At 71.8% G+C, this 16,565-nt stretch carries 14 protein-coding genes; 3 read left to right on the forward strand and 11 right to left on the reverse strand.

What is annotated here, in order from left to right; translation table 11 throughout:
- The first annotated feature begins 273 nt into the window (after positions 1-273).
- Positions 274-3,288, forward strand: a complete 3,015-nt coding sequence (locus tag C1N81_RS22465; protein WP_394431828.1) for an NACHT domain-containing protein — start codon at positions 274-276, stop codon at positions 3,286-3,288.
- Positions 3,289-3,398: 110 nt separating this feature from the next.
- Here the strand turns inward: C1N81_RS22465 and C1N81_RS22470 are convergent, their stop codons facing one another.
- Complete coding sequence (locus tag C1N81_RS22470) at positions 3,399-5,930, reverse strand: ATP-dependent Clp protease ATP-binding subunit (RefSeq protein WP_394431830.1); 2,532 nt, start codon at positions 5,928-5,930, stop codon at positions 3,399-3,401.
- A gap of 441 nt (positions 5,931-6,371) precedes the next feature.
- Between C1N81_RS22470 and C1N81_RS22475 the strand changes: the two genes are divergently transcribed.
- A complete protein-coding gene (locus C1N81_RS22475) occupies positions 6,372-7,040 on the forward strand; it encodes an SCO3374 family protein (RefSeq protein ID WP_394431832.1) in 669 nt (222 codons plus the stop codon).
- On the opposite strand, the gene C1N81_RS22480 is transcribed toward C1N81_RS22475, so the two are convergent.
- The 10 genes from C1N81_RS22480 to C1N81_RS22525 form a co-directional block, all read right to left on the reverse strand.
- Entirely contained in the window at positions 7,019-7,354 is a 336-nt protein-coding gene (locus tag C1N81_RS22480; protein ID WP_394431834.1) for a histone-like nucleoid-structuring protein Lsr2, read from the reverse strand. The two genes, C1N81_RS22475 and C1N81_RS22480, sit on opposite strands and share 22 nt — an antisense overlap.
- Before the next feature lie 248 nt (positions 7,355-7,602).
- Positions 7,603-8,163, reverse strand: a complete 561-nt coding sequence (locus tag C1N81_RS22485; protein WP_394431836.1) for an amino-acid N-acetyltransferase — start codon at positions 8,161-8,163, stop codon at positions 7,603-7,605.
- Positions 8,164-8,172: 9 nt separating this feature from the next.
- Complete coding sequence (locus tag C1N81_RS22490; RefSeq protein WP_394438152.1) at positions 8,173-8,757, reverse strand: BlaI/MecI/CopY family transcriptional regulator; 585 nt, start codon at positions 8,755-8,757, stop codon at positions 8,173-8,175.
- A 127-nt stretch (positions 8,758-8,884) separates the two neighbouring features.
- Positions 8,885-9,070: a hypothetical protein gene (locus C1N81_RS22495; RefSeq protein WP_394431838.1), complete on the reverse strand. Its 186-nt coding sequence runs from the start codon at positions 9,068-9,070 to the stop codon at positions 8,885-8,887.
- A gap of 13 nt (positions 9,071-9,083) precedes the next feature.
- Positions 9,084-9,677, reverse strand: a complete 594-nt coding sequence (locus C1N81_RS22500; RefSeq protein ID WP_394431840.1) for a hypothetical protein — start codon at positions 9,675-9,677, stop codon at positions 9,084-9,086.
- Positions 9,678-9,822: 145 nt separating this feature from the next.
- Positions 9,823-10,620 carry a type III pantothenate kinase gene (locus C1N81_RS22505; protein ID WP_394431842.1) on the reverse strand — a complete coding sequence of 266 codons (798 nt, stop codon included), beginning with the start codon at positions 10,618-10,620 and terminating at the stop codon, positions 9,823-9,825.
- Complete coding sequence (gene nadC, locus C1N81_RS22510; RefSeq protein ID WP_394431844.1) at positions 10,620-11,627, reverse strand: carboxylating nicotinate-nucleotide diphosphorylase; 1,008 nt, start codon at positions 11,625-11,627, stop codon at positions 10,620-10,622. The genes C1N81_RS22505 and nadC overlap by 1 nt, the downstream gene beginning before the upstream one ends.
- Positions 11,624-13,342, reverse strand: a complete 1,719-nt coding sequence (locus C1N81_RS22515; protein WP_394431846.1) for an L-aspartate oxidase — start codon at positions 13,340-13,342, stop codon at positions 11,624-11,626. The genes nadC and C1N81_RS22515 overlap by 4 nt, the downstream gene beginning before the upstream one ends.
- A complete protein-coding gene (gene panC, locus C1N81_RS22520; protein WP_394431848.1) occupies positions 13,339-14,325 on the reverse strand; it encodes a pantoate--beta-alanine ligase in 987 nt (328 codons plus the stop codon). Before panC ends, C1N81_RS22515 begins: the two co-directional genes overlap by 4 nt.
- The gene (locus C1N81_RS22525; RefSeq protein ID WP_394431850.1) at positions 14,322-15,257 is read right to left on the reverse strand and encodes a Rossmann-like and DUF2520 domain-containing protein; all 936 of its coding nucleotides are present in this window, start codon (positions 15,255-15,257) and stop codon (positions 14,322-14,324) included. The genes panC and C1N81_RS22525 overlap by 4 nt, the downstream gene beginning before the upstream one ends.
- A gap of 134 nt (positions 15,258-15,391) precedes the next feature.
- Here C1N81_RS22525 and C1N81_RS22530 point away from each other — a divergent pair, with 134 nt between their 5' ends.
- Positions 15,392-16,564, forward strand: coding sequence for a threonine aldolase family protein (locus C1N81_RS22530; RefSeq protein WP_394431852.1), 1,173 nt, complete (start codon positions 15,392-15,394; stop codon positions 16,562-16,564).
- Position 16,565: the final 1 nt, after the last annotated feature.

The following is a 16,565-nucleotide window of genomic DNA, read 5'->3' on the forward strand; positions in this document are numbered from 1 at the left end:
CCCCTTGCGAACCCACGGCGAAGTGCCGGATTTATCCGCCGATCGATGGTTTAGCCCCACCTGGCGCGCCTGGCTCCCGGGCCTGCCCGCCCAGTCGGCCTCTTTATTCTCAAAACGGACAAAACAAGGGTCGCCATCGATCGCGTAACAGCCACCCCGCCGGACGAACGTCCCACTATTTCAGGTAGTACCGGACAAAACGCCTGTGCGGCTTGTCACCGACGCTCAAGATCCAACCCCCGCCGAGTGTGATCGGGGCTACGCTCCCGAGCCATGGATCCCGCTGTCCTCGGCACCCGGCTGGCATCGAGTCTGATCGTCCCGGCGCTCCGCAAACTGCTCGTCCAGGAGGGTCCGGGAGCCGGCCTCACCGACCGCCCCGTCCGTATCTCGGGCCTCGTCTCCTTCAGGGGCGAGAAGCGCACACTCACCGAACAGGACGTCGAACGGCTGGCCAGGAAGCTCGTCACGGCCGCCCTCGAAGGGCCCGGCGAGCCCCCGTTCCCGTACGACGAGGGCGAAGCGGTCGTCCTCGCGCTCGCCCGCACCCTGCGCTCCCTCGGCGACCTGTCCATGGACGACGTGCAGGCCGTCCGGCTCGGCCCCGGCGCGCTCGCCCGCGCCCTGCGCGCCGCGGCCCCCGCCCCCGGCCTGTCCACGGACGCCGCCTACTTCCTCGACTCCCTCACCGAGTGGGCGTGCCTGCACATCCTGCACTTCTTCACGCAGCGGTCCACCTTCGTCGCCCGGACCCTGGTCGAACAGAGCCGAGGGCAGGCCGAGACCATCGCCAAGCTGGACGCCCTGCTCGCTCGGGCCCCGGGCAGCGCCGCCGACCGCGCGTTCGAGCAGCGGTACCGGAGCTATCTCGGCCTGCGCCACAACCACCTGACGATCTTCGGCCTCGACGCCGGCGACACCGCCGACACCTGGCCGCTCGACGTCGCCTACCTCAGCCTCGAAGCGACTGCCGTCGAGGACGCTCCACCGGGGCCCGGCTCGCCCGAGCCCGCCCCGGTCACCGTGCGCGTCGCGGTCGCCGACGCCATCGCCGCCCACGACCGCGTCCTGCTGCGCGGCGGCGCCGGATCCGGCAAGACCACCCTGATCCAGTGGCTGGCCACCACCACCGAGGACCGCGTCCCCTACGTCCTGCCGCTGCGCACCCTGGCCCGTGCGCCCCGGCTGCCCTCCCCCGCCGACTTCCTCGCCGGTACGGACTGCCCGCACACCCCGCCCGAGGGCTGGGCCGAGCGCGTCCTGACCGACGGCCGCGCCCTCGTCATGGTCGACGGCCTCGACGAGATCCCCGCCGCCGACCGCCGCCGCGTCCGCGACTGGCTCCTCGCCCTCGTCCGCGGCTACCCCGGCAACCGCTGGCTGCTCACCGCACGCCCCACCGCCGTCCGCCCCCAGTGGCTGGCCGACGACGACTTCGCCGAACTGACGCTGGCCCCCATGGACGGCCCCCGCGTCGCCGCCTTCGTCCGCCGCTGGCACACCGCCGCCCGCGCCCCCGAGCACCAGGACCCCCTGCTCGACGCCCTGCGCACCAAGCCCGACCTCGCCCGGCTCGCCGCCAACCCGCTGATGTGCGGCCTGATCTGCGCCCTGCACCGGGCCCGCCGCGGCTACCTCCCGCCCCGCCGCAAGGCCCTCTACGACGCCGCGCTCCAGATGATCCTCACCGAGCGCGACCGGCAGCGCGGCATGGGCAACCTCGACGGCATCGACCTGGAGACCGAGGACCAGATCGAACTCCTCCAGCGCCTCGCCTACGCCCTCGTCCTCGCGGGCCGCAGCGAGATGGACGAGGAGACCGCGCTCTCCCTCCTCGAACGCGCCCTGCCCACCGTCCCCGCGGCTGCCTCCCAGGGCGACGCCACCGCGATCCTGCGCCACCTCCTCCTCCGCAGCGGCGTCCTGCGCTCCCCTGCCGCCGGCGTCGTCGACTTCGCACACCGCACCTTCCTCGACCATCTCGCCGCCCGGTACGCGGTCGAGGAGGGCCACTTCGACGTCCTGCTCGGCCGCGCCGACGACACCCAGTGGGAGGACGTCCTGCGCATGGCCGTCGCCCACGCCCGCACCCGCGAACGGGGCCGCCTCCTGCGCGGCCTCCTCGCCGCGGGGACCCCGCGCATGACGCTGCTGGCCCTGGCGTGCCTCCAGGACGCGGCGTCGGTGGACCAGGAGGTCGCGGAGGAGGTCCGGAGACGGGCCGGGGTGCTGATCCCGCCGCGCACGGTGACCGAGGCGGAGGCGCTGGCGCAGGCGGGCCGTCTCGTCCTGGAACTCCTCCCCGGACCGCGGGGCCTGTCGGACGACGAGGCACACGCGGTGACCGTGACGGCGTCCCTCCTCGGCGAGGAGGGCTCCCTCCCGGTCCTGAAGAAGTACCGCGAGCACCCGTCCCTCGAAGTGCGGAGACAGCTGGTGGGGACGTGGCACAGGTTTCCGTCCCAGGAGTACGCGGACGACGTCCTGGCCCACCTGGACCGCGACAGGCTGGACCTGACGGTGCACAGCCGCGAGCAGTGGGAGGCGGCGCGGACGATGGCGCCCTGGCACCGCCTCGACCTCACGGGCTCGTACACATGGGAGGAGATCTTCGCCGCGACGGACCCGGAGCGGCTGGAAGGCCTCACGCTCTCCGACAACGCCGCCGTGGACGATCTGGGCCCGCTGCGGGAGCTGCCCGCGCTGCGAAGCCTGACGCTGCGGCGCTCCCCGCACACCCTCGACCTCGCGCCGCTCGCCAACACCGGAGTCGAGCATCTCGGCGTCATCGACGTACCGGGCACGCGTGGCCTGTCCGCACTGAAGCGGCTCGGCTCCCTCACGATCGGCTATCCGCTGCCCGGAGCGGCGCTCACGGACGAGCTGCCCTTCTCGGACCGGCTCCGCTCCCTCTTCCTGACCCGGGGCGCGGTCACCCACACCGGGCTGCGCGCCCTGGCCATCCTGTCCGGTCTCGGCTTCCTCAGCCTGAGCGCCACCCTCGGCCCCCTCTCCCCCGACGACTGGGAGGACCTGGCCCTGCACGAGGGGCTCACCGGCCTCTTCCTGGCCGCCGAGATCCTCCCCTCGCCGCCACTGCCGCCGCTCCCGGGCGTGACCCGCCTCGGCCTCCATCTGCCCGACGGCCCCGCCCGGTTCGCCCCGTACGCGGAGCTCTTCCCCTCGGTCCGCGCCGTGGAGGTCTTCCCGGGCGCGGCGACGGACCAGGACCCGGCCGCGTACGCCGCCCTCCTCCCGGACGCGGAGATCACCGTCCGGGCCCGCTGAAGGGTGCCGCACGCGACAAAGCTGAAGGGCCGCACACGACAAAAGGGTGGGCCCGAACCGTCCGGAAGGAACGGTTCGGGCCCACCCTTTACAGGCTCACCCCGGAGGGGCTACGCCTCCTTGCTCAGGTTCGGGCCGCCGGAGCCGCCCGCCGCCGCGTCCTCGATCGGAGGAACGTCCGGCAGCGCCGACTTCTCCTCGCCGCGGAAGGTGAAGGTCTTGTTCTCGCCCTCGCCCTCCGTGTCGACGACCACGATGTGGCCCGGACGCAGCTCGCCGAAGAGGATCTTCTCCGAGAGGGTGTCCTCGACCTCGCGCTGGATCGTGCGACGCAGCGGACGCGCGCCGAGCACGGGGTCGTAGCCCTTCTTGGAGAGGAGCTCCTTCGCGGACTGCGAGAGCTCGATGCCCATGTCGCGGTCCTTGAGGCGCTCGTCCACCTTGCCGACCATCAGGTCGACGATCTTGAGGATGTCGTCCTGCGAGAGCTGCGGGAAGACGACGACGTCGTCCACACGGTTGAGGAACTCGGGACGGAAGTGCTGCTTGAGCTCGTCCGACACCTTGTTCTTCATGCGCTCGTAGTTGGACTTCGTGTCGCCCTGGGCGGCGAAGCCCAGGTTGAACCCCTTGGAGATGTCCCGCGTACCAAGGTTGGTCGTCATGATGATGACCGTGTTCTTGAAGTCCACGACGCGGCCCTGGGAGTCGGTCAGGCGACCGTCCTCCAGGATCTGGAGCAGCGAGTTGAAGATGTCCGGGTGGGCCTTCTCCACCTCGTCGAAGAGGACGACGGAGAACGGCTTGCGGCGCACCTTCTCGGTCAGCTGGCCGCCCTCTTCGTAGCCCACGTAGCCGGGGGGCGAACCGAAGAGACGCGAGACCGTGTGCTTCTCGCTGAACTCCGACATGTCGAGGGAGATCAGCGCGTCCTCGTCGCCGAAGAGGAACTCGGCGAGCGCCTTGGAGAGTTCCGTCTTACCGACACCGGACGGGCCCGCGAAGATGAACGATCCACCCGGACGCTTCGGGTCCTTCAGACCGGCCCGCGTACGACGGATCGCCTTCGAGAGCGCCTTGACGGCGTCCTTCTGACCGATGACCCGCTTGTGGAGCTCGTCCTCCATGCGCAGCAGACGCGAGGACTCCTCCTCGGTCAGCTTGAAGACCGGGATGCCGGTGGCGGTCGCGAGGACCTCGGCGATCAGCTCGCCGTCGACCTCCGCGACGACGTCCATGTCGCCGGCCTTCCACTCCTTCTCGCGCTTGGCCTTCGCCGCGAGCAGCTGCTTCTCCTTGTCGCGGAGAGAGGCCGCCTTCTCGAAGTCCTGGGAGTCGATCGCCGACTCCTTGTCGCGACGGACGCCCGCGATCTTCTCGTCGAACTCGCGGAGGTCCGGCGGCGCGGTCATCCGGCGGATGCGCATCCGGGAACCGGCCTCGTCGATCAGGTCGATCGCCTTGTCCGGCAGGAAGCGGTCCGAGATGTACCGGTCGGCGAGCGTGGCCGCCTGCACGAGGGCCTCGTCCGTGATCGAGACACGGTGGTGGGCCTCGTAGCGGTCGCGCAGACCCTTGAGGATCTCGATGGTGTGCGGCAGCGACGGCTCCGCGACCTGGATGGGCTGGAAGCGGCGCTCGAGCGCGGCGTCCTTCTCCAGGTGCTTGCGGTACTCGTCGAGCGTGGTGGCACCGATGGTCTGGAGCTCACCGCGGGCCAGCATCGGCTTCAGGATGGAAGCCGCGTCGATGGCGCCCTCGGCGGCACCCGCGCCGACGAGCGTGTGCAGCTCGTCGATGAACAGGATGATGTCGCCGCGGGTGCGGATCTCCTTGAGGACCTTCTTCAGGCGCTCCTCGAAGTCACCGCGGTAGCGGGAACCGGCGACCAGGGCGCCGAGGTCGAGGGTGTAGAGGTGCTTGTCCTTGAGGGTCTCGGGCACCTCGCCCTTGACGATGGCCTGGGCGAGGCCCTCGACGACGGCGGTCTTGCCGACGCCGGGCTCACCGATCAGGACCGGGTTGTTCTTGGTACGGCGCGACAGGACCTGCATGACGCGCTCGATCTCCTTCTCGCGCCCGATGACCGGGTCGAGCTTGGACTCACGAGCGGCCTGCGTCAGGTTGCGGCCGAACTGGTCGAGCACCAGGGACGTGGAGGGGGTGCCCTCGGCAGGACCGCCGGCGGTGGCGGTCTCCTTGCCCTGGTAACCGGAGAGCAGCTGGATGACCTGCTGCCGCACCCGGTTGAGGTCGGCGCCCAGCTTGACCAGGACCTGGGCGGCGACGCCCTCGCCCTCGCGGATCAGGCCGAGCAGGATGTGCTCCGTGCCGATGTAGTTGTGGCCCAGCTGAAGGGCCTCGCGGAGCGACAGCTCCAGGACCTTCTTGGCACGGGGGGTGAAGGGAATGTGGCCGGACGGGGCCTGCTGGCCCTGGCCGATGATCTCCTCCACCTGCTGGCGGACCGCCTCGAGCGAAATCCCGAGGCTCTCCAGGGCCTTAGCGGCGACACCCTCGCCCTCGTGGATCAAGCCCAGGAGGATGTGCTCGGTGCCGATGTAGTTGTGGTTGAGCATCCGGGCTTCTTCCTGAGCCAGGACGACAACCCGCCGCGCGCGGTCGGTGAACCTCTCGAACATCGTTAATCGCTCCTCAGAGCGGTCAGGCAGTAAGGGGGCTGTCCCCTCCCTGTCCTTCCGCAGCTTAGTCCCGTAAGCGGGGACCGCTCATTCCATCTGCCGACACCCGGACCCTTCCCTGGACAGTCTCCCGTCCCCGAACGCCGACACCTGCTCCAACCCGATGGTGCGAGACGATGTTCCCGCAGGCCAGGCAGATACGACCACCATCACTACGCCGATGGCGAACGCGGGCGGCCCGGCCCTTCCGTGTCGCCCCTCCCACTAGGGATGTCTTACCCGCAAGGACTGACAGTCCATGCGGCGCGCGCCGGTTCCCTCCGCTATGGGCGAACACCATTGCGCTACCCAACGCTCCCGTACGCCCCCATTTCGGACACGTAACGCGTTTGGACCGGCACAGCGCGTAACCCCGGACCGTTTTCCGGGGTTGCTTCTGGCATGGTCGTTCCTTCGCCCAGCCCTTCGCGCCCCGACGCCGCCCTCCCGAAGCCGCGACGCCCGCTCGACGCGGGTGCACCGGCCGATGTGGGTGTACCGGCCGATGTGGCCGGATCCGAGCGCGTCCGTCAGTGGTACGAGGACGAGCTCGGCTGGGCCGCGACGAGCGGCCCCGACGGGGCCCGGCTGCACACGGGGCTCCGGTTCGACGTCCTCGAGGTGCCGGCCGACGCCGGGTTCGCGATGCTGCGCAGGCTCGATCCCCGCTCGCCGGTGGCCGTGCGGGGGGAAACGATGCGGCTGCTGCTCGCGGCGGGCAGCGCCGACGAAGTGCCGGGCCTGCTCGACTGGCTGGAGTGGGGGGCGCTCCCCCTCGACCTCGTCACGCTCGGGGCGGGCGGGTCCATCGACGCGCCGACGCCTCCGGGATGGACCGGCTCGCAGGAGGCCGCCGTGTGGGTGCGGCCCCCCGAGCCCGGACGCGAGGTGGAACCGGTCCTGCCGGCCCTGACGACCTTGACGGCCGTGTCGACCTTGCCGGTCGTGGGTGGCGGTGGGGGCGCCCCCGATCTCGTACGTCTCGTGGACACGGCGGCGACGTGCTGCCACCGGGCCCGGCTGCGCCGCGCGTCGGCATCGCCGAGCGCTCAGCCGTTGGCCTTCTCGTAGGCCTCACGGATCGCCGCGGGGACACGGCCGCGGTCGTTCACGTCGTGGCCGTTCTCCTTCGCCCACGCGCGGATCTGCGCGGTGTCCTGGTTGCCGCCGGACGCGGCGCGCGCCTTGCCCCGGCCGCTCGCGGCGCGGCCACCGGTGCGTCGGCCGCTCTTCACGTACGCGTCGAGAAGACCGCGCAGCTTGTCCGCATTGGCGGTGGTGAGGTCGATCTCGTAGGTCTTGCCGTCGAGCGCGAACGTCACGGTCTCGTCCGCCTCGCCACCGTCGAGGTCATCGACAAGAAGGACCTGAACCTTCTGTGCCACCGGATTTCCTTTCATCGATATCCGAAGGGCCGACCACGCGACCACGGCCGCCGATTCGCCGTCCCCTTGTTATATGCACTACTGCAGTACGTCGGAAAGCAAACCGCTTTTCCGGGAAAAACACAAACCCCTGGCTGAGATCCGGAGAGATCCCGGAGTTGTACGCTGCCCGCCCGGGCAGTAAACATGCGCGTTTCGGACATAGGGCACCCGGCTCCGCCCCGTTGCCGAAATGCCGGACGGGTCGATCACAGATGCAGAAGCATCCGGCTGTTGCCCAAGGTGTTCGGTTTCACTCGTTCGAGACCGAGGAACTCCGCGACGCCCTCGTCATAGGAACGCAGTAGCTCGCTGTAGACATCGGTGTCGACCGTATCGACGGGCGTCTCGCCGATCTCCACGAAGCCGTGCTTGGCGAAGAACTCGACTTCGAAGGTCAGGCAGAAAACCCTGCGAACGCCGAGCCAACGTGCAGTCTGCAACAGCTTGTCGAGGACCTGGTGCCCCACGCCGCCGCCCTTGACCAGGGGGTTCACCGCCAGCGTGCGGACTTCCGCCAGGTCTTCCCACATGACGTGCAGGGCGCCGCAGCCGACGACCTCCGCGTTGTCGTCCCGTTCCGCGACCCAGAACTCCTGGATGTCCTCGTAAAGCGTCACGGTGGCTTTGTCGAGCAGGATCCCCTGTCGGCTGTACGCGTCGAGCAGTCGGCGCACCGCGGGCACATCGGCGGTCCTGGCCCTGCGGACGCTGACCGCTTTAGCGGAGGAATCGGAGCGGGGGAAGACTTCGGGGGGCTCTGCTGGCATGAGCGGACGCTATCGCCCGGGGCCCTCGTCCGGTTCCCCGGGTCCTGGCGGCACTTCGGCCGGTACTTCGGGGTCCTCTTCAGGGTCCTCTTCGGGGGCCTCTTCGGGGGCCTCTTCGGGGGCCTCTTCGGGGGCCCCTTCGGCCCGGACTTCGGGTGCTTCTTCCGCCGGGACTACGGCGGGCACTTCGACCGGCACTTCGACCGGCACTTCGACCGGCACTTCGGCGGGCACTTCGGGCTGAACGATGCGCATGGCGTCGCGGAGCGCTTCGCGCTGCTGGGACGACATCATGCCGAAGAAGGCGACGAGGGCGGCGGCGGGGTTGTCGCTGCGCCCCCATGCCTCGTTCATCAGCGCGGCCGAGTACGCGGCGCGGGTGGAGACGGCCTCATATCGATAGGCCCGGCCTTCCGCCTCGCGGCGCACCCAGCCCTTCTGATGGAGATTGTCCAATACGGTCATGACCGTCGTGTACGCGATGGAGCGTTCCTGCTGGAGATCCTCCAGGACTTCCCTCACCGTCACCGGGCGGTTCCACTTCCACACCCGTGTCATCACAGCGTCTTCGAGTTCTCCCAAGGGGCGGGGCACGAACAGCACAATAGTGGGAGAAGACGGTAATTCAACGCCAGACGTGGCGAACGGCTGCAAGCAACAGCAAAAGGGGCGCCCGTGGGCGCCCCTCGCTCTGCCACGGACGTGCGTGGCAGCGGTGCTGTCAGGCCCCGGCCTCGTGCGCGCCGCCGCTCTGGCGGGCGGCCTCGGCGCGGGCGAGGGCGGCGTCGACGGCCGCGTCCTCCTTGGCCTTCTTGTCGCCACCCTGCGACTTCACGATCGTCACGATCAGGCCGATGAAGAACACGGCCATCACGACGGGGGGCACGAGCGCGGAGACGTAGTCCATGGCTCCAGAGTAGCTAGCCCACGGCAAGGCGCTGCGACGGGGCCGCGGGACGCGCCGGTCGCCGCTTGGGCGGGAAGACCTCGGCCGGGGTCGGCATCGGCTTCGGCGGCGCGGGCTGCGGCTTCGCGGGCTGTTTGTCGCCCGCCGCCAGGCCGCCGGGCAGGGCGAGCAGATGCGACCTGGAGGCCGGGACGCGCGGGCGGTGGCGGGCCGCCAGGCGCTCGCGCACGCCCTCCTCGGCCAAGGCGCGGCAGCGGCCGAGCAGCGTGGCGGCCACCGGGTTGCCGCGCAGGGCACGCAGCCCGGCGAGGTCGTCGGCGCCCGGCCGGTACCCCGCGGCCAGGGCGTCGGCGAGGAGGCTCAGGTAGCCGCTGGCGGAGCCGGGCAGGGCGGCCCGGTAGCGGTCGAGGTCGGCGAGGAGGAAGGCCCGCATGCGGGCGCTCTCCCGCGCGGCCGCGTCGACCGACTCCGCGAGTCGGAGACAGTCCCGGACGTCCGTGTCCGAGGCGGGGCTGGGATGGAGGGCGAGGGCGAGGGCGCGTCGGAGCACACGCAGCTCTTCTGCACCGAACGCCAGGCCGCCGCGGTTTCCGTAAGGCGTGGGCATGAAAAGACGATACGTGCCATTACCGACAAAATCGGCTTATTCGGAAATTACGGCGTGGCTATGGAGCCGACCAGGGAGCCGGCTGTGGGGTCGGACTATGAGGTCGGGCTACGGGGTCGGCTATAGGCCCGGCGATGGAGCCGTTTCAGAGCCGCGAGACATTGCGCTCGTACACCAGTCGCAATCCGATCAGGGTCAGCCACGGTTCGTGCTCGTCGATGACCGACGACTCGCCGAGGATGATCGGCGCGAGACCGCCGGTGGCGATGACGGTGACATCGTCCGGGTCGGCCGCCAATTCCTTCGCCATGCGGTGCACGACGCCGTCGACCTGGCCCGCGAACCCGTACACGATGCCCGACTGCATGGCCTCGACGGTGTTCTTGCCGATGACGCTGCGCGGCCGGGCCAGCTCGATCTTGCGGAGCTGCGCGCCGCGTACCCCGAGCGCCTCCACGGAGATCTCGATGCCGGGCGCGATGACGCCGCCGGCGTACTCCCCGCGCGCGGAGACCGCGTCGAACGTCGTCGCCGTGCCGAAGTCCACGACGATCGCGGGGCCGCCGTACAGCTCGACGGCGGCGACCGCGTTGATGATGCGGTCGGCGCCGACCTCCTTGGGGTTGTCCATGAGGATCGGGACGCCGGTCTTGATGCCGGGCTCGACGAGGACGGCGGGCACGTCGCCGTAGTAGCGGCGGGTCACCTCGCGCAGCTCGTGCAGGACCGAGGGGACGGTCGAGCAGATGGCGATGCCGTCGATGCCGTCGCCGAGTTCGTCGCCGAGCAGCGGGTGCATGCCCATGAGGCCCTGGAGCAGGACGGCGAGTTCGTCGGCGGTGCGGCGCGCGTCCGTGGAGATGCGCCAGTGCTCGATGATCTCCTCGCCGTCGAACAGGCCGAGGACGGTGTGGGTGTTGCCCACGTCGATGGTGAGCAGCATCAGGCATCGGCCTCTCGGAGGTCGAGGCCGATGTCGAGGATCGGCGCGGAGTGGGTGAGGGCGCCCACGGCGAGGAAGTCGACGCCGGTCCTGGCGTACGTCGCCGCGTTCTCCAGGGTCAGCCGGCCCGAGGACTCCAGAAGCGCGCGGCCGTCGGTGAGGGCCACCGCCTCCTCGGTCTCCAGGGGCGTGAAGTTGTCCAGGAGGATCAGGTCGGCGCCCGCGTCAAGGACGTCGCGCAGCTGGTGCAGCGTGTCGACCTCGACCTCGATCGGCAGGCCGGGGAAGCGGTCCCGTACCGCCTGGAACGCCTGGGCGACGCCGCCCGCGGCGACCACGTGGTTGTCCTTGACGAGCGCCGCGTCCGACAGCGACATGCGGTGGTTGACGCCGCCGCCCGCGCGGACCGCGTACTTCTCCAGGGAGCGCAGGCCCGGGGTGGTCTTGCGGGTGTCGCGGACCTTGGCCTTTGTACCGTCCAGGGCGTCCGCCCACGCGCGCGTGGCCGTGGCGATGCCGGAGAGGCGGCACAGCAGGTTGAGCGCGCTGCGCTCGGCGGTGAGGAGGTCGCGGGTGCGGGTGGTGACGGACAGGAGCTTCTGGCCCGCGATCACGCGGTCTCCGTCCTCGGCGTGCCGCTCGACCTCGAACTCGTCGGTGGCGACGACGGAGATGATCGCCTCGGCGACGCGCAGTCCCGCCACGACGCCGTTGTCCCGTGCGGTGAAGTCGGCGGTGGCGACGGCCTCTTCGGGGATGGTCGCGACGGTCGTCACGTCGACGCCGCCGTCGAGGTCCTCGGCGATCGCCATGTGGGCGATGTCCTCGACCTCGACGGGGTGCAGGCCCGCGTCGAGCAGGAGCTGGGCGAGCGACGGGTCGAGGCCGCACTCCATGGCGTCGGTGGCGTCGTCGGAGGTGGCCTGCGCGCAGCCGCAGTTGTCGCCGCAGCCGCCGCTGTCGGCGGCTGCCAGGGGAAGGTCGGGGGTGGCGCTCACGTCGGTCACTGCTCCTGAAGGGTCGTTGCCGGGAAGTTCGCGGTCGGGGTGGTGTGCGTGGCCAGGGTGCGGTCGGCGTTCAGGCCCACGACGATGTGGCGGCGCCAGTGCGCGTCGTCGCGGTCGGCGAAGTCCTCGCGCCAGTGGCAGCCGCGGGTCTCCTCGCGGCGCCGTGCGGCGGCGACCAGGACGCGGGCCACGCACAGGAGGTTCGTGGCCTCCCAGGTGTCGACGCCGGGCTCGGCCGTCTTGCCGTCCTCGGCCAGGGAGTTGACGGCCTCGGCATGGATGCGGCCGAGGCGGGCCGCCGCCTCGGCGAGGGAGTCGGCGGAGCGCAACACGCCCGCGCCCTCGGTCATCACCCGCTGGATCGCGAAGCGGGCCTCGGGCGGCAGGAGGGGGTGGGTCGGGGTGCTCGGGTGCGGGACGGGTGCCGGCACGCGGGCGTGGAGCCGCTGTCCGGCATGGCCGCGCTGGATGTCGTCCGCGATGCGCTCCGCGTAGACGAGGCCCTCCAGGAGGGAGTTGGAGGCCAGCCGGTTCGCGCCGTGGACGCCCGTGCAGGCCACCTCGCCGCACGCGTACAGGCCGGGCACGGTGGTGCGGCCGTGCGGGTCGGTGCGGACGCCGCCGGAGGCGTAGTGCGCGGCCGGGGCGATCGGGATCGGCTCGGTGACGGGGTCGATGCCGTGGGCGCGGCAGGCGGCCAGGATCGTCGGGAAGCGCTTCTCCCACATGGCGGCGCCGAAGTGCCGTCCGTCGAGGTACATGTGCTCGGCGCCGCGCTCCTGCATGCGGCGGGTGATGCCCTTGGCGACGATGTCGCGCGGCGCCAGTTCGGCGAGTTCGTGCTGGCCCACCATGAAGCGCACGCCGTCGGCGTCCACGAGGTGGGCGCCCTCGCCGCGTACGGCCTCGGACACGAGCGGCTGCTGGCCCTCGGCGTCGGCGCCCAGGAAGAGCACGGTCGGGTGGAACTGGACGAATTCGAGGTCGCTGACCTCGGCGCCCGCGCGCAGGGCGAGCGCGACGCCGTCGCCGGTGGAGACGCGCGGGTTGGTCGTCGCGGAGAAGACCTGGCCCATGCCGCCGGTCGCGAGGACCACGGCGGGTGCCAGGACGGCGCCGACGCCGTCGTGCTGGCCCTCGCCCATGACGTGCAGGGTGATGCCGGCCGTGCGGCCGTCGGCGTCCGTGAGGAGGTCCAGGACGAGGGCGTTCTCGATGGTGTGGAGCGCACGCGCGCGTACGGCTTCGACGAGGGCCCGGGAGATCTCCGCCCCGGACGCGTCGCCGCCCGCGTGCGCGATGCGGCGGCGGTGGTGGCCGCCCTCGCGGGTCAGGTCGAGGGTGCCGTCCGGGGCCTCGTCGAATCGGGCGCCGGTCTCGATGAGGCGGCGTACGGCGTCGGGGCCCTCGGTGACGAGGGTGCGGACCGCCTCCTCGTCGCACAGGCCCACGCCTGCCACGAGGGTGTCGTCGAGGTGCTGCTCGGGGGTGTCGCCGTCGCCTAGCGCCGCGGCGATGCCGCCCTGGGCCCAGCGCGTCGAGCCGTCGTCGAGCCGTGCCTTGGTGACGACGACCGTCGTCAGGCCCGCGGCCTCGCAGCGCAGGGCGGCGGTCAGGCCCGCGACGCCCGAGCCGACGACCACGACGTCGGCCTCGATGGACCAGCCGGGGGCGGGGGCGTGCAGTCGTATGCCGGTTCCTGCAGAGGCGCTCATGGGCGGGCTCCGAACGTGAGAGGCAGGTTGTCGATCAGCCGGGTCGTCCCCACGCGCGCGGCGACGGCGAGGACGGCGTCGCCCTCGAAGCCGTCCCGTACGTCGCTGAAGTCGGCCGGGTCGATGAGGGCCACGTAGTCCAGCTCGACCGGTGGCGTCAGGCGGGCCGCCTCGTCGAGGACCAGGCGGGTCGCGGCGAGGACGCCTGCGGGGCCGCCCGGGGCGGCGACGGCGTGGGCGTCGGCGGCGGCGCGGGCCTCGCCCAGCGCGCCGAGCGCCTGGGCCCGCGCGAGCGTGGAGGGGTTCTCGGCGCCACGCGCGCGTAGAGCTTCTTGTGCGGCGTGCCGGTCGCGGCCCGCGAACAGGGCGCGGGACAGGTTGAGGGCGCTGCGGCGCTCCTGCGGGGAGAGGTAGCGGTTGCGGGAGGAGAGCGCCAGGCCGTCGGCCTCGCGGACCGTGGGCACGGCGACGATCTCCACGTCGAAGTTGAGGTCGCGCACCATGCGGCGGATCAGGGCGAGCTGCTGGGCGTCCTTCTGGCCGAACAGGGCGACGTCCGCGCGCGTGAGGTGCAGCAGTTTGGCGACGACGGTGAGCATGCCGTCGAAGTGGCCGGGCCGGGAGGCGCCCTCGTAGCGCTCGCCCATGGGGCCCGCCGCTATGCGGACCTGCGGCTGCCCGCCGGGGTAGACCTCGTCGGCGGAGGGCGCGAACACGGTGTCGGCGCCCGCCTGCTCGGCGATCTTGAGGTCGGCGTCCAGGGTGCGCGGGTAGCGGTCGAGGTCCTCGCCCGCGCCGAACTGGAGCGGGTTCACGAAGACGGTGACGACCACTTCGCCGTCGGCGCCCGCGCGCTCGCGCGCGCTGCGGATCAGGGTGGCGTGGCCCTCGTGCAGGGCGCCCATCGTCATGACGACGACGCGCTGCCCGCTACGCGTGCGTGCCCGCAGTTCCTCGCCCTTGTGCAGCAGGGCCGTGCTCATCGGGGGTCCTCCGCTCCGGTCGCGAGGACGCCGAGCAGGTCCTCGGCGAGCTCCGGCTTCAGCAGGCCGTGCGCGAGGGCGCGGTCGGCGGTGGCGCGGGCCATCGCGAGGTATCCGGCGACGGTCCCGGGGGCGTGCTTGCGCAACTCGGCGACGTGCGCGGCGACCGTGCCCGCGTCACCGCGCGCTACCGGGCCCGTGAGCGCCGCGTCGCCCGACCTGAGCGAGTTGTCGAGCGCGGCGCCGAGCAGCGGGCCGAGCATCCGGTCGGGGGCGCCGACGCCCGCGTCCCGGAGCAGGTCCATGGCTTCGGCGACCAGGGTGACCAGGTGGTTCGCGCCGAGCGCGAGGGCCGCGTGGTAGAGCGGGCGCTTCTCCTCGGCGATCCACTCGGGCTCGCCGCCCATCTCGATGACCAGGGCCTCGGCGGCCAGGCGCAGCTCCTCGGGCGCGGTCACGCCGAACGAGCAGCCGGCCAGGCGCTGGACGTCGACGGCGGTGCCGGTGAACGTCATGGCGGGGTGCAGCGCGAGCGGCAGGGCGCCCGCGCGCAGGGCCGGGTCGAGGACCTTGGCGCCGAACCGGCCCGAGGTGTGCACGAGCAGCTGGCCTGGGCGGATGGAGCCCGTCTCGACGAACCCCTCGACCAGGCCCGGCAGGGCGTCGTCGGGGACGGTGAGCAGCACCAGGTCGGCGCGGGCGAGCACCTCGGCGGGCTCCACCAGGGGCACGTCGGGCAGCAGGGCAGCGGCGCGGCGCACGGAGGCGTCGGAGACTCCGGAGACGGCCACGGGGCGGTGCCCGGCCAGTTGGAGCGACGCGGCGAGCGCGGGACCCACGCGGCCCGCGCCGACGACGCCCACGGTGAGGCGGGCCGGCCGGTCCCGGGGATCGGTGGGGTCGGGATGGGCGTTCGGCGGGGGAAGTGACACGGGACGATGGCCTTCCGTTCCAGTCCGCTCGGGGTACCGGACGATTTCTCGTCATGTTAACGCTATCTGGGCGGGCGGGCCTCGGCTGTCCACAGGCTGTGGGCAAGCGCACGCGCGTGCGAGATCATCCGGGAATGACTGACAGCGCTGACGGCGGGTTCGGGACCGAGGACGAGAAGCGGGCCGCACGGCGGCTCGCGGCCTGGCGGGGCGCGGAGCGGAGGCTGGCGCGGCGGCCGAACGAGGCGACGCTCGGCGAGCGGCTCGCCCGGCTGACCCAGGACGCCGCCTCGGTGACCGACCTCGACGGTGATCTCGACTTCTACGGTGACGGGGTCGTCGCCGCCCTGGAGGAGAAGGTCGCCCGGCTGCTCGGCAAGGAGGCGGCCGCGTTCTTCCCCAGCGGCACGATGGCGCAGCAGGTCGCGCTGCGCTGCTGGGCCGGGCGCACCGGGAACCCGACCGTGGCGCTGCATCCGCTGGCCCATCCGGAGGTCCACGAGCGCGACGCCCTCTCGCAGCTGACGGGCGTGCGCACGGTGCACCTCACGCGGGAGCCGCGCCAGCCCTCCGCCGACGAGGTGGCCGGCCTCGACGAGCCGTTCGGGACGCTGATGCTGGAACTGCCGCTCCGCGACGCCGGTTTCGTCCTTCCGGACTGGGACGAGCTGGAGGAGGTGTGCGAGGCGGCACGCGCGCGTGACGCCGTCGTGCACTTCGACGGAGCCCGCCTGTGGGAGTGCACGGAGCACTTCGGCCGCCCTCTCGACGAGATCGCGGCGCTCGCGGACAGCGTCTATGTGTCGTTCTACAAGACGCTCGGTGGGCTCAGTGGCGCGGCGCTCGCGGGCCCGCGGTCGTTCATCGACGAGGCCAGGGCCTGGCGGCACCGCTACGGCGGGCAGGTCTACCAGCAGTTCCCGCAGGTGATCGCGGCGCTTGCGGGCCTGGAGCGGGAGCTGCCGAAGCTGCCGTCGTACGTGCGGCACGCGCGCGTGGTCGCGCACGCGCTGCGGGAGGGCTTCGCGGAGGCGGGCGTGGCCTGGGCGAAGGTCCACCCGGAGGTTCCGCACACGCACGAGTTCCGGGTGTGGCTGCCCTACGACGCCGAGGCGCTCACGGACGCCGGGGTGGCCCAGGCCGAGGAGACCAAGGTGTCGCTCTTCGGGCGCTGGTGGCCGACGGACGAGGTGCCGGGCGTGTCCGTCAGCGAGGTGACGGTCGCCGAACCGGGGCTCGGGTGGAGCGCCGACGACGTCCGCGCGGCCGTCGCGGACTTCGTGGGGCGCTTGCCCGGGCGGGCGTAGC

This window comes from Streptomyces sp. SGAir0957, from assembly GCF_043523415.1.

What these genes read in the sequence shown, in the direction of transcription:
- C1N81_RS22500 (WP_394431840.1), bottom strand. Translation starts at nt 9,677, where the DNA reads ATGCCCACGCCTTACGGAAACCGCGGCGGCCTGGCGTTCGGTGCAGAA.
- C1N81_RS22515 (WP_394431846.1), bottom strand. Translation starts at nt 13,342, where the DNA reads ATGAGCGCCTCTGCAGGAACCGGCATACGACTGCACGCCCCCGCCCCC.
- C1N81_RS22475 (WP_394431832.1), top strand. Translation starts at nt 6,372, where the DNA reads ATGGTCGTTCCTTCGCCCAGCCCTTCGCGCCCCGACGCCGCCCTCCCG.
- C1N81_RS22495 (WP_394431838.1), bottom strand. Translation starts at nt 9,070, where the DNA reads ATGGACTACGTCTCCGCGCTCGTGCCCCCCGTCGTGATGGCCGTGTTC.
- C1N81_RS22485 (WP_394431836.1), bottom strand. Translation starts at nt 8,163, where the DNA reads ATGCCAGCAGAGCCCCCCGAAGTCTTCCCCCGCTCCGATTCCTCCGCT.
- C1N81_RS22505 (WP_394431842.1), bottom strand. Translation starts at nt 10,620, where the DNA reads ATGCTGCTCACCATCGACGTGGGCAACACCCACACCGTCCTCGGCCTG.
- C1N81_RS22465 (WP_394431828.1), top strand. Translation starts at nt 274, where the DNA reads ATGGATCCCGCTGTCCTCGGCACCCGGCTGGCATCGAGTCTGATCGTC.
- C1N81_RS22530 (WP_394431852.1), top strand. Translation starts at nt 15,392, where the DNA reads ATGACTGACAGCGCTGACGGCGGGTTCGGGACCGAGGACGAGAAGCGG.
- C1N81_RS22470 (WP_394431830.1), bottom strand. Translation starts at nt 5,930, where the DNA reads ATGTTCGAGAGGTTCACCGACCGCGCGCGGCGGGTTGTCGTCCTGGCT.
- panC (WP_394431848.1), bottom strand. Translation starts at nt 14,325, where the DNA reads ATGAGCACGGCCCTGCTGCACAAGGGCGAGGAACTGCGGGCACGCACG.